The organism is Pseudomonas sp. AC016 (assembly GCF_979253365.1).
Map to the genome: position 1 here is coordinate 296,832 of NZ_CEEDCC010000001.1, position 23,829 is coordinate 320,660.

The 23,829-nt window shown below is 60.4% G+C and carries 19 protein-coding genes; 9 read left to right on the forward strand and 10 right to left on the reverse strand.

The annotated features are described in order from the left end of the window. Positions 1–56: 56 nt before the first annotated feature. Positions 57–593, forward strand: a complete 537-nt coding sequence (locus AC0IXS_RS01145) for a sterol desaturase family protein (RefSeq protein WP_029242710.1) — start codon at positions 57–59, stop codon at positions 591–593. On the opposite strand, the gene AC0IXS_RS01150 is transcribed toward AC0IXS_RS01145, so the two are convergent. The 5 genes from AC0IXS_RS01150 to fni are packed head-to-tail and all read right to left on the reverse strand — an operon-like array spanning position 523 to position 6,442. Beyond that, entirely contained in the window at positions 523–1,476 is a 954-nt protein-coding gene (locus AC0IXS_RS01150) for a phytoene/squalene synthase family protein (RefSeq protein ID WP_122668040.1), read from the reverse strand. The two genes, AC0IXS_RS01145 and AC0IXS_RS01150, sit on opposite strands and share 71 nt — an antisense overlap. After that, the gene (locus AC0IXS_RS01155; RefSeq protein ID WP_057408455.1) at positions 1,473–2,963 is read right to left on the reverse strand and encodes a phytoene desaturase; all 1,491 of its coding nucleotides are present in this window, start codon (positions 2,961–2,963) and stop codon (positions 1,473–1,475) included. The genes AC0IXS_RS01150 and AC0IXS_RS01155 overlap by 4 nt, the downstream gene beginning before the upstream one ends. Continuing rightward, positions 2,960–4,126: a lycopene beta-cyclase CrtY gene (crtY, locus tag AC0IXS_RS01160; protein WP_122668041.1), complete on the reverse strand. Its 1,167-nt coding sequence runs from the start codon at positions 4,124–4,126 to the stop codon at positions 2,960–2,962. Before crtY ends, AC0IXS_RS01155 begins: the two co-directional genes overlap by 4 nt. Continuing rightward, positions 4,116–5,396, reverse strand: a complete 1,281-nt coding sequence (locus AC0IXS_RS01165; RefSeq protein ID WP_057408453.1) for a glycosyltransferase — start codon at positions 5,394–5,396, stop codon at positions 4,116–4,118. The genes crtY and AC0IXS_RS01165 overlap by 11 nt, the downstream gene beginning before the upstream one ends. Next, complete coding sequence (gene fni / locus AC0IXS_RS01170; protein ID WP_057408452.1) at positions 5,393–6,442, reverse strand: type 2 isopentenyl-diphosphate Delta-isomerase; 1,050 nt, start codon at positions 6,440–6,442, stop codon at positions 5,393–5,395. Before fni ends, AC0IXS_RS01165 begins: the two co-directional genes overlap by 4 nt. Before the next feature lie 172 nt (positions 6,443–6,614). Here fni and AC0IXS_RS01175 point away from each other — a divergent pair, with 172 nt between their 5' ends. Further along, positions 6,615–7,523: a polyprenyl synthetase family protein gene (locus AC0IXS_RS01175; RefSeq protein WP_341539507.1), complete on the forward strand. Its 909-nt coding sequence runs from the start codon at positions 6,615–6,617 to the stop codon at positions 7,521–7,523. On the opposite strand, the gene AC0IXS_RS01180 is transcribed toward AC0IXS_RS01175, so the two are convergent. Further along, complete coding sequence (locus AC0IXS_RS01180) at positions 7,495–8,586, reverse strand: GGDEF domain-containing protein (protein WP_057408451.1); 1,092 nt, start codon at positions 8,584–8,586, stop codon at positions 7,495–7,497. The two genes, AC0IXS_RS01175 and AC0IXS_RS01180, sit on opposite strands and share 29 nt — an antisense overlap. 315 nt (positions 8,587–8,901) lie before the next feature. Here AC0IXS_RS01180 and yghX point away from each other — a divergent pair, with 315 nt between their 5' ends. After that, a complete protein-coding gene (yghX, locus tag AC0IXS_RS01185) occupies positions 8,902–9,789 on the forward strand; it encodes a YghX family hydrolase (RefSeq protein ID WP_471823502.1) in 888 nt (295 codons plus the stop codon). Between the two features lie 263 nt (positions 9,790–10,052). Here yghX and ydiJ read toward each other — a convergent pair whose 3' ends face one another. Further along, positions 10,053–13,100, reverse strand: coding sequence for a D-2-hydroxyglutarate dehydrogenase YdiJ (gene ydiJ / locus AC0IXS_RS01190; RefSeq protein WP_122739530.1), 3,048 nt, complete (start codon positions 13,098–13,100; stop codon positions 10,053–10,055). A 154-nt stretch (positions 13,101–13,254) separates the two neighbouring features. Here ydiJ and AC0IXS_RS01195 point away from each other — a divergent pair, with 154 nt between their 5' ends. From AC0IXS_RS01195 to AC0IXS_RS01210, 4 genes are all read left to right on the forward strand, one after another. Next, on the forward strand, positions 13,255–14,160 hold the full coding sequence (locus AC0IXS_RS01195; RefSeq protein WP_057411079.1) for a LysR substrate-binding domain-containing protein: 906 nt from the start codon (positions 13,255–13,257) through the stop codon (positions 14,158–14,160). A gap of 12 nt (positions 14,161–14,172) precedes the next feature. Further along, a complete protein-coding gene (locus AC0IXS_RS01200; protein WP_471823505.1) occupies positions 14,173–15,075 on the forward strand; it encodes a LysR substrate-binding domain-containing protein in 903 nt (300 codons plus the stop codon). Positions 15,076–15,263: 188 nt separating this feature from the next. Then, positions 15,264–16,574 carry an MFS transporter gene (locus AC0IXS_RS01205; RefSeq protein WP_004885543.1) on the forward strand — a complete coding sequence of 437 codons (1,311 nt, stop codon included), beginning with the start codon at positions 15,264–15,266 and terminating at the stop codon, positions 16,572–16,574. Continuing rightward, positions 16,571–17,830 (forward strand): metal-dependent hydrolase family protein, encoded by a 1,260-nt coding sequence (locus AC0IXS_RS01210; RefSeq protein ID WP_004885545.1) that lies wholly within the window; start codon positions 16,571–16,573, stop codon positions 17,828–17,830. The genes AC0IXS_RS01205 and AC0IXS_RS01210 overlap by 4 nt, the downstream gene beginning before the upstream one ends. Positions 17,831–18,079: 249 nt before the next feature. Here AC0IXS_RS01210 and AC0IXS_RS01215 read toward each other — a convergent pair whose 3' ends face one another. Continuing rightward, entirely contained in the window at positions 18,080–18,979 is a 900-nt protein-coding gene (locus AC0IXS_RS01215) for a polysaccharide deacetylase family protein (protein WP_471823507.1), read from the reverse strand. Positions 18,980–19,069: 90 nt separating this feature from the next. Continuing rightward, complete coding sequence (locus tag AC0IXS_RS01220; protein WP_122437876.1) at positions 19,070–20,197, reverse strand: GNAT family N-acetyltransferase/peptidase C39 family protein; 1,128 nt, start codon at positions 20,195–20,197, stop codon at positions 19,070–19,072. A gap of 92 nt (positions 20,198–20,289) precedes the next feature. Here AC0IXS_RS01220 and AC0IXS_RS01225 point away from each other — a divergent pair, with 92 nt between their 5' ends. Both AC0IXS_RS01225 and AC0IXS_RS01230 read left to right on the forward strand, forming a co-directional pair. Continuing rightward, complete coding sequence (locus tag AC0IXS_RS01225) at positions 20,290–21,876, forward strand: RimK family protein (RefSeq protein ID WP_122434450.1); 1,587 nt, start codon at positions 20,290–20,292, stop codon at positions 21,874–21,876. Positions 21,877–21,882: 6 nt separating this feature from the next. Continuing rightward, on the forward strand, positions 21,883–22,812 hold the full coding sequence (locus AC0IXS_RS01230) for a magnesium transporter CorA family protein (protein WP_122437874.1): 930 nt from the start codon (positions 21,883–21,885) through the stop codon (positions 22,810–22,812). 127 nt (positions 22,813–22,939) lie between these two features. Here the strand turns inward: AC0IXS_RS01230 and AC0IXS_RS01235 are convergent, their stop codons facing one another. Then, positions 22,940–23,791 carry an urea carboxylase-associated family protein gene (locus AC0IXS_RS01235; protein ID WP_122437873.1) on the reverse strand — a complete coding sequence of 284 codons (852 nt, stop codon included), beginning with the start codon at positions 23,789–23,791 and terminating at the stop codon, positions 22,940–22,942. Positions 23,792–23,829 lie beyond the last annotated feature (38 nt).

Genomic DNA, 23,829 nt, shown 5'->3' on the forward strand with positions numbered 1-23,829 from the left:
CGAACGCCGCCACTCTGCCACAGTCTCAACCCAGGCAACCCTGGAGGACAAAACGGATGATTTTCAACTCGCTGGTGTTTCTGGCCACGCTGATCGGCATGGAAGGCTTTGCGTTCCTGGCGCACAAGTACGTCATGCATGGCTGGGGATGGGGCTGGCATCGCTCGCACCATGAGCCCCGGACCGGCTGGTTCGAAAAGAATGATCTGTATGCAGTGGTGTTTGCGGGCGTCGCCATCGTGCTGATTGCGCTGGGCACCGGGGGTTATCATCCGCTGGAGTGGATCGGCGCAGGGATGACGGCCTACGGTCTGTTGTATTTCGTTGCGCATGACGGACTGGTTCACCGGCGCTGGCCGTTCAGTCTTGTGCCACGCGCAGGCTATGCCAAGCGACTCTATCAGGCGCACCTGATGCATCATGCGGTGTCCGGCAAGGAGCGCTGTGTGTCATTCGGCTTTCTGTACGCGCCTTCCGTGGCAAAACTGAAGGCGCAACTGCGCGAGCTGCACGGCGGTCCGCTCAATAGGCACGACGAGGACGTTTCCACAGGTCGGGCGGACGTCGGGGATAGCGCTTCCCGCGCGAAATAGTGGCCTGCCATGCGCCGGCGGCGACCAGTCTGAGCTTGTCGAGTTTCGAGGTCGACTGGCGTGAGTCCCACGCCTGCGCTCCGGCCTCCCGCACCTTCACGCCTATCTCGCGGTAGACACCTCTGGCGGTGGCCACTGCCCAGGCCGAGCGCCACGGCAACGCGGCCAGTCCGGCCTGCGCGCTTTCATAGAATGGCTCAGCCATGTCTACCAGCCGCCGGGCGAGCACGGCAATGCGCTGGCGATACTCCGGCTCGGCCAGCCGGTCACGCGGTATGTCCAGTTCGGTCAGCCAGTCGGCGGGCAGATAGCAGCGTCCGACGGCAGCATCTTCGACGATATCGCGGGCAATGTTGGTCAACTGGAACGCCATGCCCAGATCGCAGGCCCGATCCAGAGTAGCTTCGTCACTGACGTTCATGACCTGCGCCATCATCAACCCGACGACCCCGGCCACGTGGTAGCAATATTCCAGCGTGTCTTCGATGCTGCGGTAGTCCCGTTGATTCACATCCATCGCAAACCCTGCGAGGTGATCCAGCGCGTAGTCCTGACGTATGCCGTGGCGGTAGACCACGTCCTTGAACGCGGCGAAGGCCGGGGTCTGCGGGGCGATGCCTGCGTAGACGTCATGCGTCCTGGCGATGAGCCCGGCCAGACGCTGGCGTACTTCTACGGGTGAGACGACCGTTGCGTCATGGCCCGCTTCCTGCCCATCGATCACATCGTCACAGTGACGGCACCAGGCGTACAACATCACGGCGCTGCGGCGTGTCAGCGGATCGAACAGTTTAGAGGCGGCCGCGAAGCTCTTCGAACCCACGGCAATGCTCTGTAAAGCATGGTCTACCAGTTGCTGATCCTGTGTATCCGGTGCAGTCATGCGTGGACGCCCTCCAGCATCAGGCCTGCGGTGGCCTTGGCCGAGCCGATCACACCGGGAACACCTGCGCCCGGATGCGTCCCGGCGCCGACCAGATACACATTGGCCAGATTCGCGTCACGGTTATGCGGCCTAAACCAGGCACTTTGCTGCAGGACAGGTTCAAGTGAGAAGGCAGACCCCAGGTGCGCGTTCAGTTCGTCGCGGAAGTCGTTGGGCGTGAAGATCCGGCTGGTCACCAGGTCTTCGCGCAGACCGGGCATGTAGTACTTTTCAAGGTATTCAAAGATCCGGTCCCGGTAGCGCGGTCCTTCGATTTCCCAATCGATGGGCGCATTGCCCAGGTGCGGAACCGGTGACAGCACGTAATGGCTGGAACAGCCCGGTGGTGCCAGACTCGGGTCGGTGATACAGGGTGCGTGCAGGTAGAGCGAGAAATCCTCGGCCAGCGCGTCGCCTTTGAAGATTTCCTGGATCAGTTCGCGGTAACGCGGCCCGAAGCATACGGTGTGGTGCTGCAATTGCGGCTGTGGTCGCTTGAGGCCGAAGTGAATGACGAACAGCGAATTGCTGAACCGCTTTCGCTTGAGCCGCGCCCCCTCCTTCACGCCTCGCGGGTGCTGGGCAAGCAGATTGGCATAAGTGTGCACCACGTCGGCGTTCGAGGCCACGCAGTCGGCGTTCAACACACGTCCATCACGCAACCGCACACCCGTGGCGCGCGCGCCGCTGACTTCGATGCTGGCGACTTCGGCATTGAGTTCGATGCGTCCGCCGATGTCCTCGAACAGTTTGACCATTCCCTGCACCAGTGCGCCGGTTCCGCCCTTCGGAAACCAGACGCCCCACTGGCGCTCCAGCGCATGAATCAGGGTGTAAATAGAGGATGTGGCAAATGGATTACCGCCCACCAGCAACGAGTGGAACGAGAACGCCTGGCGCAGTTTCTCGTCTTCGATGAATTCGGACACTTTGGAGTAGACGCTGCGCCAGGCCTGAAGGCGCGCCAGCTGCGGACCGGCCTGAATCATGTCGCGAAACGATAAAAACGGCACAGCGCCCAGCTTCAGATAGCCCTCGTTGAACACCGCTTTCGAATACGCCAGAAACCGCTGATAGCCGGCAACGTCCCTGGGGTTGAGCGCGCCGATCTGGCGATCCAGAGAAGCCTGATCATTGGCGTAGTCGAACTGCGTGCCGTCTTCCCAGCACAGACGGTAGAACGGCGAGACCGGCAACAGGTCCACGTAATCCTTGATCGATTTACCGGCCGCCGTGAACAACTCTTCGATAGCCGAGGGGTCGGTGATCACCGTAGGCCCTGCATCGAAAGTAAAACCCTCGTCCGTATAGACGTAGGCCCTTCCGCCCGGCTTGTCGCGCTTTTCGAGCAGGGTTGTCTGCACGCCTGCGGCCTGAAGCCGGATCGCCAGTGCCAGGCCGCCGAAACCGGCGCCAATCACCACGGCGTTTTTTGCTGGGGTCATAGAGAACTCTCGTAATGTCTGGGCAGATAACGTACGGCGGCGCGCATGGCTTCGGCGACCGGCACGGGAGGCTTGCCGACCAGTACCCGGACCTTGTCGCGGGCGAGCGTGTCACCGGCGTAAAAGCGGCGAATCAGGTTGTCGGGCAAACCGTAAAAGCGCTGCATCACTTGCCAGCGATCCTGAGGTCGGCCGGCCAGAAATAGCATCCGGTTGAGCAGCCGATAGAAGCGCTGGCGCTGCCATTGGGCACGCGCAAAGGCGCGAATGCCCTGCGCCAGCGACTCGGCTTCGAAGTCACGTTGGTGAGTGATCCACTCGGCCAGCCGCACGGCCAAGGGCAGCGAGTAACCGGTGGTGCAGTGGAACAGCCCTGCACGCAAGCCGGAACGCGGCTGGCCCGGATGTTCGTTCCAGAACGCATTGAAATCCCCGGCCAGCGTAATGGGCAGCACGCCCTGCTCTTCACGAAGGCACGCCTGAATCGTCCAGCCGTGCTGGCGCGCGTAGTCGGCAATGTGCCGGCGCAGTTCGTCCAGTGACGACGATTGCCGATCCACGTAATGGGTGTCCTCGATCAGCAGCGTATCGCGGGTAAACGGCAGCACGTAAACGAAGCGATACCCGCTTTCCTGCGGCACGCGGGCATCCATGATGATCGGCATGTCCAGCCCGTGGGGGTGCTTCAATTGCAGCAACTGGCCCAGAAATGCCTGCTGTCCGAGCACCAGATGCGCACTGGGGTGCACGCCCCGCCCATCGACCACGGCGCGGGCCTCCAGGCGCTCGCCATTGTCGAGCAGTACCGAGTTCGGGCTGACTTCAGTGATACGCGTTCCTGTCATCAGGCTATCGCCCAACGCAGGCCCAATGACCTGAGCGAAGCGCTCGGAGGTGATACTCGCGTAGCCACTCTCCATTCGCCGCGCGCGCTGTGGGAAGTAGACGTCGTAAGCGGGCCAGGTCTTGACCACCAACGGGCGGATCCATTGATGCTGGTCCGGGCTCAGGTCGCCGTCATGAAAGGACCAAGTGTGGTTGCCGCCCAACAGCGGCTGTTCCTCGACACACAGGATGTTCAGCTCTGGCCGACGCTGCTTGAGACGCCAAGCGATCAGCCCGTTGGCCAGTCCGCCGCCCGCCAGGATCAGGTCATAACGCATGAACGCCTCCTGCGAACACCGGCTGGCGTGTGCGAAGCACATCTTCGACGATATTCGCGGCCTTGAAGGTTCCGCCCGCCGAATCCAGTTCATTCGCCAACGTTCGCAGCGGTTTATCGGAGTGCACGAGCAGGTGTTGCAACTGGGCCTGGATCTTCGCCGCTCGGGCGCGACGATGCAGCTGCTTGCCAAGCCGGTGATAACAGACCCTGGCAGCCACACCGGGCTGATCGAAGGCAATCGGCATGACCAGCATTGGCGTGCCGGCGGCAATCGCATCCATCACCGTGTTCAGACCGCCATGAGTAATCACCACATCGGCCTGCTCCAGCACCCACTGCTGAGGCGCGAATGCCGTCACCCGGACATCGCCCATCTGCCTGAGCGTCTGTTCCTGAGCCGCGTCGAGGCCGCCACAGTGAGCGATCAGCAGTTGGGCGTTCAGACGCTGACAGGCAATCACCATCTGTTTGAACATACCCAGCCGACCACCCTGCAAGGTGCCCAGACTGGCGAAGATGAAGGGCCGGCTCGGGTCGATGGACCACTCGCCCTGTACCTGATGGGGCGCCGATCGCAGCGGGCCGACGGTATGAAAATGTGCAGGCCGGTTTTCACGCGGGAAATCGAAACCGTCCAGCGTCTGGCTGATCTGCGCAAACGGCGACAGGTACTCGTGCATGCCGTTGCGCGGGGTCACGCCCAATCGATGGGATGCCTCGTGCAGGACCTTGCGCAGCGGCCGCATCATCCAGTCGTACACCCTTGTGCTTGCCTCATAGAGACGCCCGCTGCGTGCATCCGTGCCATAGGCAAACGGCATCACCGGCAGCGGCAACCGGGGCTCACGGTTGATCGGCAGTGCGCAGGCCACTGAAACGAATGGCAGACCCAGCGCCTCCGCCACCAGCCCGCCGCCCGCCTCCATCTGATCGCACAGCAGTGCGTCGATGGCTTCGTGCGCCAGCGCGGCAGGCAGTTCGGTGCAGAACATGGCCGTCGTGCTACTCAGGTCGCGAATCACGCGGCGCAAGCCCAGCGGGCCGTGCGGAGCTGCGGCCCGGCGCAACGATCCAGCCAGACTGCCAGGCGGGTGGCTGATGGCGCCCAGGGTGTAAAAGCCAATGCGTGGATCGGTCAGCCAGCGATGGGCATCGGCCTGATGAAAGAAAGTGACCCGATGACCACGCTCGATCAATTCCAGCGCCAGGGCCTGGAACGCCTGAAAGTGGCTGTAGAACGCGGGTGCCACGACGCCGAAATGACTCATGAAGCACGCTCGCTCGACGGGAGTGGATCGAGCAGTCGCGCCTCACGCAGCGCAGCCAGATCTCTGGAGCCGGTACAGAAGCAGGCGATGCGCAACTGGCGAATTATTGTTTCAAAATGTTCAATCACGGCGGAATCCGATTCCAGCGCCTCGGTAAGCACACCGGCAGCCTGTCCGACCAGATCCGCTCCGAGGCGGATTGCCCGGGCAGCGTCTATGCCGTTACGAATGCCGCCGGAGGCAATCAGCGTCGTGTGCGGCAGTGCCTGTCGGACTTTGATCAGACTCGTGGCCGTCGGTATGCCCCAGTCTGCAAAGGCCATCGCCACCTCTCGATCCGCCGACCGGGTGGCGCGCTCGCCCTCGATCGCTGCCCAGCTCGTGCCGCCCTTGCCCGCAACATCCAGCACCTGTACGCCGTGGGCAACCAGCGCGCGGGCGACCGGGGCCGACAATCCGGCGCCGACCTCCTTGACGATGACCGGCACGCCCACACTTTCGACCGTGCTCGCAATCGCATCCAGTACGCCGCGCCAGTTCTTGTCGCCCTCCGCCTGAACGGCTTCCTGCAAGGGGTTGAGGTGGATGATCAATGCATCGGCCTGCAACGCATCCACTGCCCGGCGCGCCAGGTCGAGGCCGTCCGCTTCAAGCAACTGCGCCGCGCCGATGTTGCTCAGCAACGGGATATCCGGGGCCAGACGTCTGAGTTCACGGGTCAGGCCCTGATCGTTTGGGCTGCGCAATCCAACTCGCTGCGACCCGACGCCCATGGCAATCCCCAGCCGTTGCGCGGCCTGGGCCAGATGCCGGTTGATCGCTGTCGAGCGTTCGGCACCGCCGGTCATCGAGCTGATCAACAGCGGTGCGCGCAGGGGAATACCCAGCAGACTGCTGCTTAAATCAATGTCGCCGAGGTTCAGTTCCGGCAACGCGCAATGTTCGAAGCGAACCGCTTCAAGGCCCGTGCCAGAGCCTGCGAAGCTTTGCTTGAGGACGATATCGAGGTGATCATCCTTGCGCCGACTGAGGTCGATGTTGTCCATGACAGCTCCGATTTAGCTGGATCATTTTTCCGAGCGTGTGGTCTCTAGATTCTTGAGGCACTCAGGAGCGGAGGTCGTTCCGTTTGATTGAAAGCCAGGAAATGAGCCTGAGACGAGACAGTTGGACTGTCGAGCCTACATAGCCAGAGTAGAAGCAATGACAAAAATGGAAATGGATGCCTCCCTCCATAGCGGACTCATCAAGCAGCTGGCGGACATGCGTGAGCGCATCGAGAAGCGTCTGGATGAATTGCTGCCGCAGGAAGGTAACGAGCGCGACCTGGTCGCGCTGGCCATGCGCGAAGGCACGCTGGCACCCGGCAAACGCGTGCGCCCGATGCTGCTGATGCTGGCTGCCGAGGGGCTGGGTTATTCCGACCGCCAGTCTGACCGTCAGTCTGAAGGCGCGTCGCTGGATCTGGGTTGTGCCGTGGAGATGATCCACGCCGCGTCCCTGGTGCTGGACGACATGCCGTGCATGGATAACGCGCAGTTAAGGCGAGGACGTCCTACCGTGCACCTGAAATTCGGTCAGGATGTGGCGATTCTCGCGGCGATTGCATTGCTGAGCCGGGCGTTCGGCGTGGTCGCTGCGATCAAGGATGTGCCGCCTGCGAACCGTACCCGGATCGTTGAAATCCTCGCCGATACAGTCGGTATGCAAGGGCTGGTTCGCGGACAGTATCAGGACCTGCGCGAAGGTCAGCACAGCCGCTGTGCCGAAGAGATCGCCCTGACCAATCGGCTCAAGACCGGCGTTCTGTTTGGCGCCATCATGGACATGGCCTGGTTGATCAGCAGCGACGACGAGCGCGTACGACTCGAGCTGCAGGGATTCGCCACGGAGCTGGGGCAGGCCTTTCAGCTCTACGATGATCTGCAGGACGATGCATTCGACAATGCCAAGGACCAAGGCAAGGACAAGGGCAAGTCAACATTCGTTTCCCTTTACGGCCAGCAGAAAGTGGCAGAGCAGCTTCATGCCCATCTGTCGATGGCGGAGAAACACCTCGACCAGGCCTACGGCGATGCGCAAGCCATCAGCGCCTACCTCAGGCTGGTTTTTCTGAAGGCGCTGTAACGCAGGCTGCCTGTTCGGCCGTCATCACTCGATTTCGGCCCTGTTCCTTTCCTTGATACAGCAACGCATCCGCACGATTGAGCGCAACCTGAAAGGCCTCGCCCGGATGAATGACCGCCGTCGCCAGCGTCGCCGTCACGTCCAGTTTGCGGGTATCGATGTGCCCTGCTTCCTCACGAATTCGCGCCCAGATACGTTCGGCCACCTTGCGCGTATCGGCCAGCGAAGTGTCCGGCATCAGCACCAGAAACTCTTCGCCACCCCAACGCGCGGCCATGTCGTTCTGACGTACGCAGGTGCTGATGATGCTTGCGACCCGTTGCAGGATGAGATCGCCGGACTCGTGGCCGTGAAGGTCGTTGATCTGCTTGAAATGATCGATGTCGAGCAATATCAGCGATGCAGAAAGCCCTTGGCGCTGCGACTCCATCTGTCGCACGCGGTGCAGGATTCGGCGGCGGGTGTAAAGGTTGGTGAGGCTGTCCCGATTGGCGATATGAAACAGGCTCAGTTGCATCGAAGAGGTAAAACGTACCGACAATGCCGTGGCGTAGATCGACAGCGAGGTTGCGATCAGCACATTGGCGATGCCGAAAATATCCAGAACCTCCCTGCTCAGCCCGGACGACAGCCCCATATAGCGCCGAAACGCGAAGCAGCCGACGGCCGCCATCAGGATCGACAGGCTGTAGACCAACCGTCTGAACGTGGCCAGTTGAAAGGTAAAGGCGATGATCGGCACGACGCAGAACAGGTAAAAGCTGAAATTGCTGTCCCAGCCCAGCACCCACGTTGCCAGAATGGCGTGGCCGATGATTTCAAGGCTCATCAACTGACCCGCCTGCCGGTAGCGGCGACCGCGTATCAGGTACAGGCAATTGATGTAGATCAGTGTGCTCAGGAAGTTGGCGCCCCAGAGAATGGGCACGTCCAGTGCGATGAACAGCCCGAACAGAACAAAATGAATCAGGAGCGCGACGTATACGATGGGAATGATGTGTTTCCAGAACTGGACAGCAGTCTCCTTGAAGAGCTGGGAACGGTCATCGGCGGAGAGGATCATCACGTTATCTCGAAAGTACAGGTTGAATACGACCGTGGGGTATCAAGGCGTGATTCATGTCGTATTGTCGGCATGAACAGGCTGCGCTTGATGCGTCCCAGCAACAATAATTGTCGTTGCAACCGGGCTGTGAGGCTCTTGTTTGAAGGCGTTGCCCCTTGAAAGTGCCCAAGCGACGACGGAACAATTTGACCGGGCGCTCTGGCATGCGGGTTGTGCGGGTGAAATGCCTCATTCGGATCAAATACTGCTTTAATGGAGCGCTGCTTCCCCAGCGCATGGCTGGCCTCGAATGACTGATAAGGAAGGGTACGGATGGAACGTCTCACAGCGAAAGACTTTGCCCCTGAACTGCTCGAACTTTACGACTACTACGCCCACGGCAAGATCAACCGACGCGAATTTCTCGACCGCGCGGCAGTGTTCACCCTGGGCGGCCTTACCGCAAGCGCCCTGCTCGCTTCCCTGAGCCCCAACTATGCGTTGGCCGAGCAGGTTGAATTCACCGACCCGGACATCATCGCCGAATACGTGAATTACCCGTCGCCCAAAGGCCATGGTCAGGTGCGCGGCTATCTGGTGCGTCCCGCCAAGGCGACCGTCAAGGTTGCCGCCATTGTCGTGGCGCATGAAAACCGTGGGTTGAACCCGTATATCGAAGACGTTGCCCGGCGCGTGGCCAAGGCAGGCTTCATCGCCCTGGCACCGGACGGACTGTCATCGGTGGGCGGTTATCCGGGCAATGACGACAAGGGCCGCGAGCTTCAGCAGAAGGTCGACCCTGAAAAACTGATGAACGACTTCTTCGCCGCCATCGAGTGGCTTATGAAGCATGACGCAACCACGGGCAAGGTCGGTATCACCGGATTCTGTTATGGCGGTGGCGTCACCAACGCAGCGGCGGTGGCCTATCCGGAGTTGGGCGCGGCGGTCTCGTTTTACGGACGCCAGCCGAATTCGGAGGATGTGGTGAAGATCAAGGCACCGATCATGATCCACTATGGCGAGTTGGACACGCGCATCAACGAAGGCTGGCCTGCTTATGAAAAGGCCCTGAAAGCCGCCGGCACGACTTACGAAACCTACATCTACCCCGGTGCCAACCACGGTTTTCACAACGACTCGACCCCGCGCTATGACGAGGCCGCCGCCAAACTGGCCTGGGACCGGACGCTGGGGTGGTTCAGGAAGTACTTGGTTTGAGTGTGGATGCAGGGCTTTCGCCAAACTGATCGTGCCCATCGCTCTGCGTGGGCATGCCTCCCGTGACGCTCCGCGTCACAAATGCACAGACTGCGGATTCAGTGAGCCGAGCGCATGACGTGGATAACGCTGGTGCTTGGCCACGCATCTGCGCCACATTCCAGAGCGGACGCGGAGCGTCCTGGGCGGCGTTACCACGCTGGAGCGTGGAACGATCAGCGTGATCTCAAGCACGCCGATCATGCCCATGCCTGCGATCAGCGTTACCCCGCCCGCATCCGCTCCAGCAGCACTTGCAACGGATGCCTGATCACCTTGCCATCCTGACGCTTGACCTGACTTCTGCACGAGTAACCATCGGCAACCAATCGGTCATCCCCGCCATGACGCGCTACCAGCGGCTGCCAGGACTGGCTGTAGATGATTTCACTGGTCTTGACGTTGCGGGTTTCGTGGCCGTAGGTGCCGGACATGCCGCAGCAGCCGCTTGGCAATACCTGCAGGGTCAGGCCGTTGCGGGCAAAAGCTTGCTGCCAGAGGCCGACGCTGGCCGGTTCGTTGGTTTTTTCGGTGCAGTGCGGCAGGAAGTAATACGTTTCGCTTTCGGCTTCCGAACCCTGCTCGACCAGTGCCGAAGCCAGCCATTCCTGCGGCAGCATCACGGTCGGCACGTTTTCGCTGCCCAGGGTCTTGCTGTATTCCTGGCGATAAACCAGCGTCATTGCCGGATCAAGTCCGATCAACGGAATGCCGGAATCCTGAAGCTTGCGCAATGACTGACTATTGAAACTCGCTGCCTTTTCGAACGCTGCCATGAAGCCCTGAACCTGCAAGGGCTTGCCGTTGGGGGCGAATGGCGCAAGGTAAACCTGGTAACCCATACGCGAGATCAGCTCCAGCCAGTCGGCCGCCAGCGGGGTTTCGAAGTAACGGGTAAACGCGTCCTGCACCAGCACCACCGTACGCTGGCGCTCCTGCTCAGTCAGCGCCGCCAGACGCGCAGGCGTTGCAATGCCGACGTTCCAGCGCGCGCAGGCTGCGCGGAAGTCCATCAGACTCAGCAACGGGCTGTCGACCATGCCCGCCACATGCTCAAGCAGATAACGGACCGGCTTTGCCCCCATCACGCCGTTGTACAGTCTGGGAAAGCGCGCCAGATGCGGAATGCTGAACTCCAGCGAACCGATCAGGTAATCCTTGAGCGGCCGCAGGTAACGGCTGTGGTACAGCTCCAGAAAGCGCGAGCGAAACTCGGGCACGTTGACCTTGACCGGGCACTGACCTGCGCAGGACTTGCACGCCAGGCAACCCGACATCGCGTCATAGACTTCATGCGAGAAATCTTTCTGCCCCGCCACTCGGGCGACACTGTTGACGGTGCGCTCGGCCAGGCTCTTCACCACATTGGCAGTACGCGCTCTGGCGCTGGCGGTCAGCACGTTCACATCCTGCTCGCCCTGCAGACGCAGCCATTCCCGGACCAGCGACGCCCGCCCCTTCGGTGAATGAACACGGTCGCGTGTGGCTTTCCATGACGGACACATTGCATCGTCGGGATCGTAGTTGTAACAGGCGCCGTTGCCGTTGCAATGCAATGCCGTGTCATAGCTCTGCCACACACGCTCGTCGATGGTACGGTCCAGATCACCGCGCAGTTTCACCTCGTCCACCAGGGTCAGGCGCGCCTCAGGCACCGAAGCAGGCGTGGCGATCTTGCCGGGGTTGAGCTGATTGAACGGGTCACAGGCGGCCTTCAATGCCTGAAGTGCGGGATACAACTCGCCGAAATACTCGGGCACGTACTGTGAGCGCAGGCCCTTGCCATGCTCGCCCCAGAGCAGACCGCCGTAACGCTTGGTCAGCGCCGCGACGGCGTCGGAAATCGGACGAATCAAGGCCGCTTGCGCCGGGTCTTTCATGTCCAGAATCGGCCGTACGTGCAACACGCCTGCGTCCACATGGCCGAACATGCCGTACTGCAGACCGTAGCTGTCCAGCAGCGCACGAAACTCTTGAATGTAATCGGCCAGGTTTTCCGGCGGCACGGCCGTGTCTTCCACGAACGGCTGCGGCCGCGCCTCGCCTTTGACGTTGCCCAGTAAACCGACAGAACGTTTACGCATGGTGTAGACGCGATTGACCGCCGCACTGCCGGTCGCCAGCGTATGGCCGAGGCGCACCACCGAGGTATCCGTCTGCAGGTGCGCGACAAACGCATGCACCCGCTGCTCGACTTCATTCAATTCGTCGCCGCTGAACTCGATCAGGTTGATACCCAGCGTCGGCGTGGCCGGATCCTGAGGAAAATACTCGGCAACGCCGTGCCAGACGATGTCCTGCATCGCCAGCATCAAGACCTTGGAATCCACCGTTTCGATGGACAGCGGCTTGTGCGCCATCAACGCCTTGGCGTCGCGCAACGCGTCCATGAAGCCTGCGTACCGCACGTTGACCAGAATCGAATGTTTGGGGATTGGCAGCACGTTCAGCCTGGCTTCGACGATAAAGCCCAGTGAACCTTCGGAACCGCACAGCACGCTGTTGAGGTTGAAGCGCCCGTCTTCCTCACGCAGGTGCGCCAGGTCATAACCGGTCAGGCAGCGATTGAGGGGCGGGAAAACGTCCTTGATCAGTTGCGCCTGAGTGTCGGCAATCTGCTGCGCGCAACGATAGACGTCGCCTGCACGATCAACACGCGCCTGTTCGCGCATCAGTTGCTCGGCATCCATGGCCTGGGTGTTCACGTACGAGCCGCCCAGCAACACGGTGGACAGTTCCAGCACATGGTCACGAGTCTTGCCGTAGGTGCAACTGCCCTGCCCGCTGGCATCGGTGTTGATCATCCCGCCCACCGTGGCACGGTTGGACGTCGACAGCTCCGGCGCGAAAAACAGCCCATGAGGCTTGAGCGCGGCGTTGAGCTGGTCCTTGACCACGCCAGTCTGGACGCGCACCCAGCGCTCCTCGACGTTGATTTCGAGAATGTTGTTCATGTGCCGCGACAGATCGACCACCACGCCATCGGTCAGCGACTGTCCATTGGTGCCGGTGCCGCCGCCCCGGGGGGTCAGGACGACCTCTTTATATTCAGGGCGGGCAGCCAGCCGGGCTACGATGGCCACGTCATGGCTGTCCATCGGAAATACCGCGGCCTGTGGCAGACGCTGGTAGATGGAGTTGTCGGTGGCCAGCACGGTGCGTGAACCCATGTCCCGGGCGATTTCCCCGCGAAAACCACCCTCGCTCAGGGCGTTGAGGAAACGGTCGTAATGACCGACCTGTTCGGACGTGGGCTTCAGCAGCGCAATCATGGCGGTGTTCCTGACGGGTTAGGCTTTTTATATGCAAAGCACGTATGCTTCGAATGGCTCGCAAGCACGATAATATCAACGGTTGGCGTGATTCTCCGGCCTGCGACGCTGCAGTGCAAACGTAAAACCTGCCGTTTTTCCATGAGCTTTATGAATGAACCCCAGAAGACTGACACCTTCGATGTCGCTGCTGATCGCTTTCGAAGCGGCCGCCCGACATGGCAGCTTTACCAAGGCCGCCGATGAACTGACGCTGACCCAGAGCGCGGTGAGCCGTCAGGTGCAGGCGCTCGAAGCCCAGCTTGAGGTCGAGCTGTTCAAGCGCGATGGCCGACGTATCGAGCTGACCACCGCAGGGGCGCTGTACCAGCACGAACTGGCCGCAGCCCTCGGTCGAATCCGTAGCGCGACGCTGCAGACCATCGCTCACAAGGCCGAAGGCGGCACCCTGCATCTTGCCGTGCTGCCCACCTTTGGCTCGAAATGGCTGCTGCCGCGCATGAATGACTTTTACGCGAGGCATCCGGGCTATGTGGTGCACGTGCATTCGCGCATCGTGCACGCCGACCTGACACCAGCCGCCAGCGAAATGAACGCCATCATCTGCGCAGGCACCGGCAACTGGCCGGGTTACATCGCCCATCCGCTGGTCAGTGAAAAACTGGTCCTGATTGCCAGTCCCGGCGCGCTGAAAGGGTATGCATCCATCACCCCGGCACAGGTGGCGCAATACTCGCTGCTCAGCGTGGTGTCGCGTCCCAACGCCTGGTCGGATTGGTTCGAGCGTAACCGGCTGGATCATCACGTCATGCGCCCCGGCCCGAGTTTCGAACTGACCTCACACCTTATCCAGGCAGTGGCGGCAGGCATCGGTATCGCGCTGGTGCCACGCATTCTGGTGCTGGATGAACTCGCAAGCGGCGAACTGGTGACGCTGTTCGAACCGCTGGACAGCGGCCGTAACTATTACCTGGCCTACGCCACGCGTTTTCAGAACCTGCCGTCACTGTGCGTGTTCAGGGACTGGCTGCTGTCCATTCCGTTTCCCGACAGCCTTTGATCCGGAGTCTTCATGCGCATCGAACCGCTGCCACCCTTGCAGAATCTGATTGCTTTCGAGGCCACCGTACGCCACGGCAGCTTTACCCGTGCAGCCACCGAGCTGCACCTGACGCAAAGCGCGATCAGTCGGCAAGTGGCGCAGCTTGAAGAGTTTTTGGGCCGAGCGCTGTTTCGACGCGAGCACAAGCGCATTCACCTGACCGTTGCCGGGCAGATCTACGCCGAACAGATCCATCGCGTGCTGACCCTGTGCGCGGAAGCCACGGCGCAAGTCATAACTCACAGCGGCGAGCAACAACTGACACTGGCCTGTTCCAGTGGCGTCGCGGCGTTGTGGCTCGGTCCGTTGCTGGGCCGTTATCGCGACGAGTTTCCCGGCGTCGATATCCGGCTGCGCGTCGTCGACGGACTGGATTCGCTGATCCGTGCCGAGTTTGATCTGGCGTTGTATTTCCTGCGTGAAAGCTCGCCAGCCGGGCTGGACAGCCGGTTGCTGTTTGCCGAGTCGGTCAACGCCTATTGCTCGCCTGACTATCTGAACGGCCAACTGCTCGAACCTGCGCAATTGCTCGACTACTGTCTGCTGATGCTGGAAGACGGCCAGCGCCAGTGGCTGTCCTGGAATGACTGGTTCGGCCGTCAGGGCGTGGATGCCTCGCTGATCCGCAAGCGCATGACGGTCAACCTGTATCCGGTGCTGGTGGATCTGGCAATGTCTGGTCATGGCATTGTGCTCGGCTGGCAGCCGATGATCGACAGGCATGTGCGTTCCGGCGCGCTGGTGCCTGCGTGCAGCACAAGTGTCGGTGCGGTGGGCGGCTATTACCTGCTGACGCCCAGCGGCAAAATGCCCCGCCGCGCGGCGTGTGCCTTCGAGAAATGGCTGAGCGACGAGATCAGTTCGCAAGGCTGATTGTTACAGAGAGCACTTGCATGCGTATTGCGCATGCAAACCTGCGTAAAGAGCGTTTTCTCCAAACCGGGCATGAGCCTACTCTCAACCCTAACGGGCGCTAGACCTGATTCTGTTTCACCTTCCGACTCTGCCCCCTTATCAATGCAGGGTCGTTCCCTGCGTGTATTGCATGCAGGAGCTAAAAAGTGAGCACACTACAACAATCCCTCACACATCCCCAGAACAGGCAGGCGCGCCGCGCCATCACTGCCACGGTCATCGGCAACGGCCTGGAGTGGTTCGATTTCACGGTCTACAGCTTTTTCTCGGTCATCATCGCCAAGGTGTTTTTCCCGACCGGCAGCGAGCTGACCTCCTATCTGCTGGCATTGGCGACCTTTGGCGTGGGCTTTTTCATGCGTCCGGTGGGCGGCATCGTGCTGGGCATCTACGGCGACAAGCATGGGCGCAAGGCGGCATTGTCGCTGACCATCCTGCTCATGGCCTTCGGAACGCTGATCATTGCCCTCACGCCGAGCTTCGCGCAGATCGGCTATCTGGCCCCGGTGCTGATCGTGCTGGCGCGCCTGCTACAGGGTTTTTCCGCTGGCGGCGAGATGGGCAGCGCCACCGCTTTTCTGACCGAACATGCACCAGCCGGCCGTAAAGCGTTCTACTCCAGCTGGATTCAGGCCAGTATCGGCGTCGCCGTGCTGCTCGGCTCGGCACTGGGCGCGATCCTGTCCAGCTACCTGACCCAGGCGCAGTTGGAAAGCTGGGGCTGGCGCGTGCCGTTCCTGATCGGCACCCTGATCGGCCCGGTGGGTTTCTACATTCGCAGCCGAGTTGACGAGACGCCTGCCTATACCGCCAGCAAACCGGTCGATTCGCCGCTGCGTGAAGTGATCAAGACCTACCCGCGCCAGACCCTGATCAGCTTTTCGCTGGTGGTGCTCTGGACCGTCTGCACCTACGCGATTCTGTTTTACATCCCCTCTTACGCCCAGCGCGTGCTGGGCCTGCCGTCATGGATGGGTTTCAGCGCGGGGATGATGGGTGGCGCCGTGTTGATCGTCGCCACACCGCTGGTGGGCGCCATGGCGGATCGCAGCGGAAACCGTTCATGGCTGCTGGGCTCGGCCATCGCCATTTTCTTCAGCGCGTACCCGATGTTCCTGTTCATCAACCAGATGCCTGGGCTGTTCTCGCTGCTGATTTTCGAACTGGTGCTGGGTCTGCTGATTTCCGGCTACATCGGCTCGATTCTCGCCGCGTTCGGTGAGTTGTTGCCGACCCATGTCCTGTCCACGGGTCTATCGGTCGCCTACAACTTTGCAGTGACCATTTTCGGCGGTTTCGCCACTTTCACCATCACCTGGCTGATTGCCTCGACCGGCAGCAACCTCGCGCCGGCCTTCTACATCATGTTCGCAGCGATTGTCAGCGGCATCGGCGCGATGCTTTATCGCGACCCTGCCCCTGCGGTAAATCGCCCTCTGACTGGAGCCTATCAATGAGTACTGCTGAATCCCCACGCCTGATCCTGCGCAACGGCCGCATTCTGGACGTTGAACTGGGCAAACTTGTTTCAGGTCAGGAAGTCGTGATCCAGGGCGAGCGCATCGTCGATGTGCGCGCCGAAGGCGAGCCTGCCGGACCGGACGATCAGGTGATCGATCTGGGCGGCAAGACCCTGATGCCGGGCCTGATCGACTGCCACGTTCACGTGCTGGCGTCCAACGCCAACCTGGGCATGAATGCGCTGCAACCCAACGCAATCATCATGTACCGCGCCCTGCCGATTCTGTCTGCAATGCTGGATCGCGGCTTCACCACGGTGCGTGACGCAGGCGGCGCTGACTGGGCGCTGGCGCGTTCCATTCAGATGGGGCTGATCCCAGGGCCAAGAATCTTTGCCTCGGGCAAGGCGCTGTCCCAGACCGGCGGCCACGGCGACATGCGCGCTCGCGGTGAACTGCTACTCAATGAACCCTGTTCGTGCTGCTTCCGGGCCGGTGCGATTGCCCGTGTGGTGGACGGTGTAGACAACGTACGCCTGGCCGTGCGTGAAGAGCTGCAACAGGGCGCGAACCAGATCAAGATCATGGCGTCGGGCGGCGTGTCTTCGCCAACAGACCCGATCGCCAATACCCAGTACAGCGAGGCTGAAATTCGCGCGATTGTCGATGAAGCGGCGGCGGCCAACACCTACGTCATGGCTCACGCCTACACCGCACGCGCCATTCGCCGGGCCATCGAGTGCGGCGTTCGGACCATCGAGCACGGTAATCTGGTGGACGCTGACACAGCGCGGTTGATGGCTGAGAAAGGCGCGTTTGCGGTGCCGACCCAAGTCACTTACGAAATGCTCGCCGAGTACGGCGAACGCTTCGGTCTGCCGCCGGATTCAGTGGCCAAGATCGAGGACGTCCGTCAGGCCGGGCGCAACGCGCTGGTGTTGTTCGCCGAAGCCGGTGTGCCGATGGGCTACGGCTCCGATCTGTTGGGCGAAATGCATGAGTACCAGACTCACGAACTGAAAATCCGCGCCGAAGTGCTGGGCAATCTGGCGGCATTGCGCAGCGCAACCAGTGTGGCGGCGCAGATTCTGCAGCGTGAAGGCGAACTGGGCTGCATCGCCAAGGGCGCGATTGCTGACGTGCTGGTCGTGGACGGCGATCCGCTGACCGACATTCACTGTCTGGTAGGCCAGGGCGAACGACTGGCGATGATTGTCCAGGGTGGCAAGGTGCGCAAGAACACGCTGATCTGAATGGCCAAACCGGCTCGGCCCTTGATGTAAGGGCCGAGTGCCTCTTGTCAAACAACCTGTAAGCCACTTGAGAGACGCGATTTCTTTCGTGGGAGGCGGCTTGCCGGCGATGCAGTCGACGCGGTACTTCAGAGAAACCGCGTCATCGTTCATCGCCGGCAAGCCGCCTCCCACAGTTTGTATGTACTGCCAGATAGCGCTGTGTCAGAGACAGAGAAATATCTTGCGCAATGGGATACCGACAAAGGCTCAGTCGGCGTTGTGATCCCAGATCCAGTTCCACAGTCCCGGTAGCTTCACGGATTCGTCTGCGTCCCTGACGGTGCGGGCCATTGCGGCGCGCTGCAACTGTGCGCTGTCGTCGTAGAACGGTTTGGCAGACAGTCGCACGCCGGTCTGATTGGCACTGTCGACCAGAATCTGCAGGTACTCACGCGCATGCCGGGCCGTGTAGCGGTTCAGGTCATGGAAGGTCACCACCACCGGAATCACACCATCGACTGCAGGCAACTCGCCCGCAGCGATGCGTTCACGCACCTGCGACAACTGGCTGACCATGTTCGAGCGACGTCTCAGGCTGAAGTTGTAACCCCAGATCTTTCCGTCATTGGCACTCAGGTCGGTCAGCAGTACATGCAGCCCGTGCTGCTGATAAATGCCGAAGGTGCGCTTGTCGTAGTTCCAGAATGGCGGACGCAGCAGAACGGTCGGCGTATCGGTGATCGACTCGATGATTTCGCTGCCCTGAGTCAGCGACTGATGGAGTTCTTCAGAGGTCAGCGAGCGGTGGTTGGTGTGGTGCGGCGTTGCAGTGTGAAAGCCCAGCACGTGACCTTGCGCGTGCTCACGCTGCATCAGCGCCCCTCCCTCATCACTGTTGCCCGCCCCGGTTGCGCCGGTCTGCACGAAAAACACCGCTTTGATGTTCGGTTCCAGCGGATTGTCGGCCAGGCTGTCGAGCACGGTTGCGGTCGGGTTGTAGAAGGTTGTCGCGCTGGGGCCGTCATCGAACGACAGCAGGAAACGTACTGGCGGTTGCTGACGAAGCCGCTCGGCGGTCTCTGTCGTCAGCGGCACAGGCGCACTGATGCAGGCCGACAAACTCAAGACAGTGATCGAGGTCCACAAGACGGCAAAAGCGGTTTTCATGAGCGTGTGTTCCGAATGACCGGGCAATGAACATTCACCGGTACTGCGGCGCACACACTAGCCGCGCGTCAGGATTAAAGCCATAGCGGTTCATGAAACCTGCGCACAATCAGGTTCTCCAGGTCCCGACAGGTAAACAATCACGGCTGCCCGCAGCTTGTCAGTCCCGAAGCAACTCATGCGATTGAAGTCAGCGTGGCTCACCGGCAAATGCTGACAGTCGATGGCCTGGCGGTGCAGGCTGTGATCGATATCCGGGTCATGCAGATAGACGAAATCGGCGTCGCAGTCCGTTACCATCACCCAGTGCGGAGCCTTGGAGCGGGTCAGGCGATAGCTGCTGATCAGCACCAGCGGTTTGCCGCCTTCCGCCAGCACACGCGGCAGGTTCAAGGCATGATTGGCCAGCGTCTGCACGTCGGAAGCGTCAAGTTCGCGGCAGAACTGTTCGTGGACCAGACGTACCACCTGTTTCTTGGTATCACTGCGCACGCCGTTCAAAAACAACGGCCCGGCTATCGACACCAGCAGCTTCACGGCAAAGCCGCGCCGCCAGGCCGCCAGCGCCAGCCCTTGCGGACTGCAGCCGCCATGGCCCGACGTCATGAATACGGTGGTTGCCTCGCGCCATATCTGCAATTCCTCGGCACGCATCATCGAGCGCTCGGGCTGCAAGGCTTTCATGGCCATCAACAGGCAGGCCGGGCCGCAGGTAAAGTCCAGTGTCTGCTGGTAGTAAGGGACCGAGCGGCCGTTATGCCGGGCATGCTCGACGATGCGCTTTTCATAACGCAGCGCGGGTGCATGGTCCTGATAGTAATCGTCGACCTGAGCGAAACGCCGATAGCCACTGCGTTCATAAAGACCGATGGCTGCAAGGTTGTCGGGGCGCACTTCCAGACGCAGATACGCGCAATCGCGCTCGACCGCCCGCTGTTCGGCATGCTGCAACAGCTGCTTGCCAAGCCCCAGCCCTCGCGCCGCATCGGCGATGGCCAGCGAGTACAGACGCCCCAGCGACGTGCCACGGTGAAACAGCACCAGCGCGTATCCGGTCAACTGCCCGGCCCGCTCGGCCACGATCAGGCAGGCGTTGGCCCGGCGGATCATCCAGTTGAAACTGCGTGCCGTCAGCCGGTCGCCTTCAAAGCACTGGTTCTCCAGAAACAGCAAATCCTCGACGTCGGAATCCACTGCATCGCGAAATATAAAGTCCATCTGCACCGCCGTAAAAGTTGTGTAACGAAACGGGACATTTCACTAAGCACATGCTTAATAGAAAGGACTGTTTCCCATCGGATCGATTACACATGTCAGCGGCGCAGGTGAAGATGAACGAAGTATCGGCTCAACGTGCAGTTTCAGCAACAACGAAACGTGCTTATCCCGCAGTCCCTTTTGCAGCACAAAGCCAGGTAGTCATTATTGTCGAGCGGTTGGAAGACTGGGCATCCTATTTCCCCAGCGAAAACCTGATGACGGCGCAGGACTATCTGGAGAAGCCGCTGCAAGCCACGGCTGGCAAGCGCGTACAGGTCATCAACCTGTGCCGGAGCTATAAGTACCTGGGCCACGGTTATTATTGTTCTCTGCTGGCCGAAGCGCGTCAGCACCATGTCATTCCCTCCGTGCGTACTATCAGCGAGCTGACACGCAAATCATTGTATGGGCTGGCACTGGATGATCTGGACAAAGTGTTGGAAACCGCACTTCAGGATCACCCGTATGACAATACCGAAGGTTTTACCCTGACACTTTATTTCGGCCAGACAACACTCGCACCCTTGAATGATCTGGCGCGTCAGTTGTTCGAAGCCTTTCCCTGCCCGATTCTGCTGGTTGAATTTCGCAAGCGCGAAAACTGGCATATCGCAGGTATCAAGTCCGGTGCCCTGCCCCGTTTGCGTGACGATCAACAGGACGAGTTCGCCCTTGCGCTGGACGGCTTCAGTCGCAAGGTCTGGCGTCAACCAGGCTCGCGCCGCGTAGCCCGTTACGACCTGGCGATCCTGCACGACCCGCAGGAGCAATTGCCACCCTCCAACGCAGCGGCCCTGGCTAACTTCATTCGCGTCGGCCAGCGGCTGGGGATCGATGTCGAATTGATCGAAAAGAAGGACTACTCGCGACTCGCCGAATACGACGCGCTGCTGATCCGAGAAACCACGAGTGTCGACAACCACACCTATCGTTTCGCCAAGAAGGCTGAAAGCGAGGGGCTGGTGGTCATGGACGATTCGACGTCCATTCTGCGCTGTACCAACAAGGTGTACCTGACCGATCTGCTCAAAAGCCATGACCTGGGCATGCCGCGTACCGAAATCCTCTACAAGGACCGACCCGAAGAGCTGGAGAATGTCGCCAGACGGTTGGGCTTTCCGTTGGTGTTGAAAATCCCTGACGGCTGTTTCTCACGCGGTGTGATCAAGGTCGGCACGGCTGAAGAAATGCACACCGCCACTGCGCAGTTGTTCGAGCATTCGGTACTGCTGCTGGCGCAGGAATTCTTCTACACCGAGTACGACTGGCGCATCGGCATTCTTAACCGCAAGCCGATCTTTGCCTGCCAATACTTCATGTCCAAGGGGCACTGGCAGATTTACAACCACAAGGCTGTCGGGGCCGAAATCAACGGTGAATGCCGCACCCTGGCGGTTCATGAAGCGCCGAGAGCGGTGGTTGAACTGGCGCTCAAGACCGCCAACCTGATTGGCGACGGGCTATACGGCGTTGACCTGAAGCAGTCTGGCGACAAGGTGGTGGTGATCGAAGTCAACGACAACCCCAACCTCGACGCCGGTATTGAAGACGCTTACCTGCAGGACGATCTGTATGGTCTGATACTGGAAGAATTCATTCGCCGCCTGGACATCAAACGTCTGGGCCAGGCCTGGTAATCACCCATGATCAAAGGCCTGAAACTCGACGCCAACCGCCTTCAAGCCTGCGACCCACTGATGGCGCAGGTGCTGTGGTTCAGCAAACCGGACGCCGACGAACGCACGCTGCTGGCCGAGCGTTTTCACCTGGATGATCACGCTGTGGCATCGGCGCTGGACCCGGATGAAATTTCCCGCATCGAGTTTCATCCCGATGCGCTGTTTCTGATCTGGAAGCGGCCTGAAAACTATTCAGGCAAGGACAGCTTTTCGTTCGATGTCTCGTCATTCGGCGTTTTGCTGAAGCAGGATCAATTGCTGTTGATCTGCGACGACGATCAACCGCTGACGTCACTGTTGACGCAACGCCCGCTTGAGCAGCCGTTGGATATTCTGCTGGAGATGCTGTTCAACAATATCCATCACTATCTGGGCCACTTGAAGGTGATCAAGATGGTGGCGCGTGAACTGCAACAGAAATTCAATTCGTCGCTGGAAAATCGTCATCTGCTGCAGATGTTCAACCTCAGCGAAAGCCTGGTGTATTACATCAACGCGATTCACAGCAACGGCGCGGTCCTGACCCGGCTGCGTAATCATGCACAGGGCAAACAGTACGGCAACGCCAGCCTGGCGCTTATCGACGACATGATCATCGAGAACGACCAGTGCTACAAACAGGCCGAAATCTATTCAACGGTCTTTGCCGGGCTGATGGATGCGCGGGGCAATCTGGTCAACAACAGCACCAATAACCTGCTGCGCAAGCTGACCCTGATCAACGTGGTATTCCTGCCGCTCAACCTGATTGCCGGGATCGGCGGCATGTCGGAATTCAGCATGATGACTGCCCCGCTGCACTGGTGGGTCAGCTATCCCGCACTGCTGGTAGCCATGCTGGGTATGGGCGTCGCGATGATCTGGGGATTGCGCAGAATGGCACGCTCGGCTTGAGCAGGTCTTTACCGCAGGAGGCCTCGCCACGTCTCCGACGTGCGCTGTCGCGTGGCAAACCGCCTCCCACAAAAACCTCATTTATTCAGTGATATTCGATGAGACGCCGCCTGCTGCGTCAGAAAACCTAGACTTCCCACTCGGCCTTGGCGATCTGCAACCCATGCAGTCCGTTGTAAGCCGCGCGCTGCGGTGGTTGCCAGCCTTCCAGCAGGGACGCCTCCAGGTCGTAGATTTCCACGCCAAGTGGCCTGCACACGCTCAACGGATCCTGCGCGTCCGGCCCCCACATCGGCAGCGACAGATCGCCGCCCGGACAGGTCGACAAGGCACACAGCAAATTGATTTCGGCAAAGAACTCCAAGTAATCACCCTTTTTTGCCGGGCAGGCTTTCATGAAGTACATGTCGTCATGGTTGAGCCCGGTGCATTGGAAGATGTTCAGCACGTCGTGTACATCGAACTCGGTCAGGCCGTGCGGCAGCACTGCGCGCGTCAGGTTCGAATGGCAGTGATGATGAAAGTCCTCACCGGTCAGCATTTTGTTGACGTAGGGGTCGCAACGCGTGCCCAACAGGTCGTGCAGGCGACCGCCATGTTCGTCGATGCCGTAGCTGGCCAGACTGTCGTCGGTGATGGTAACCATCGGCCGCAGGAACGGCAGGTTCGACCAGAGCCGGTCGTGGGTGCTGACGTGCGCGCCCTGCAGTTGCCGGGTTCTGGCGGCCCACATCCGCTCACGAGGATCGTCGGCGTTCCAGACGTTGAAATCACCCACCTGCGGGCCGACCGGTGTGGTGACGCGAAACACCTGTCCTGCCCTGACCTTCCACGCCCGCCCGGTGCGGATCGGTATTTCGAACTGCTCGATCAGCGTGCGCTGCTGCATATTGGCGCGTATGCGCTCGTAAAAGGCCGTATCCACTTGCAGCGCGGCACCTTTACTCACCTGATAGGCAGCGGGATAGTCTTTGTACATGCAGGACCTCTCGTGGGCAGTCTGGGAAGGTTCTCAAC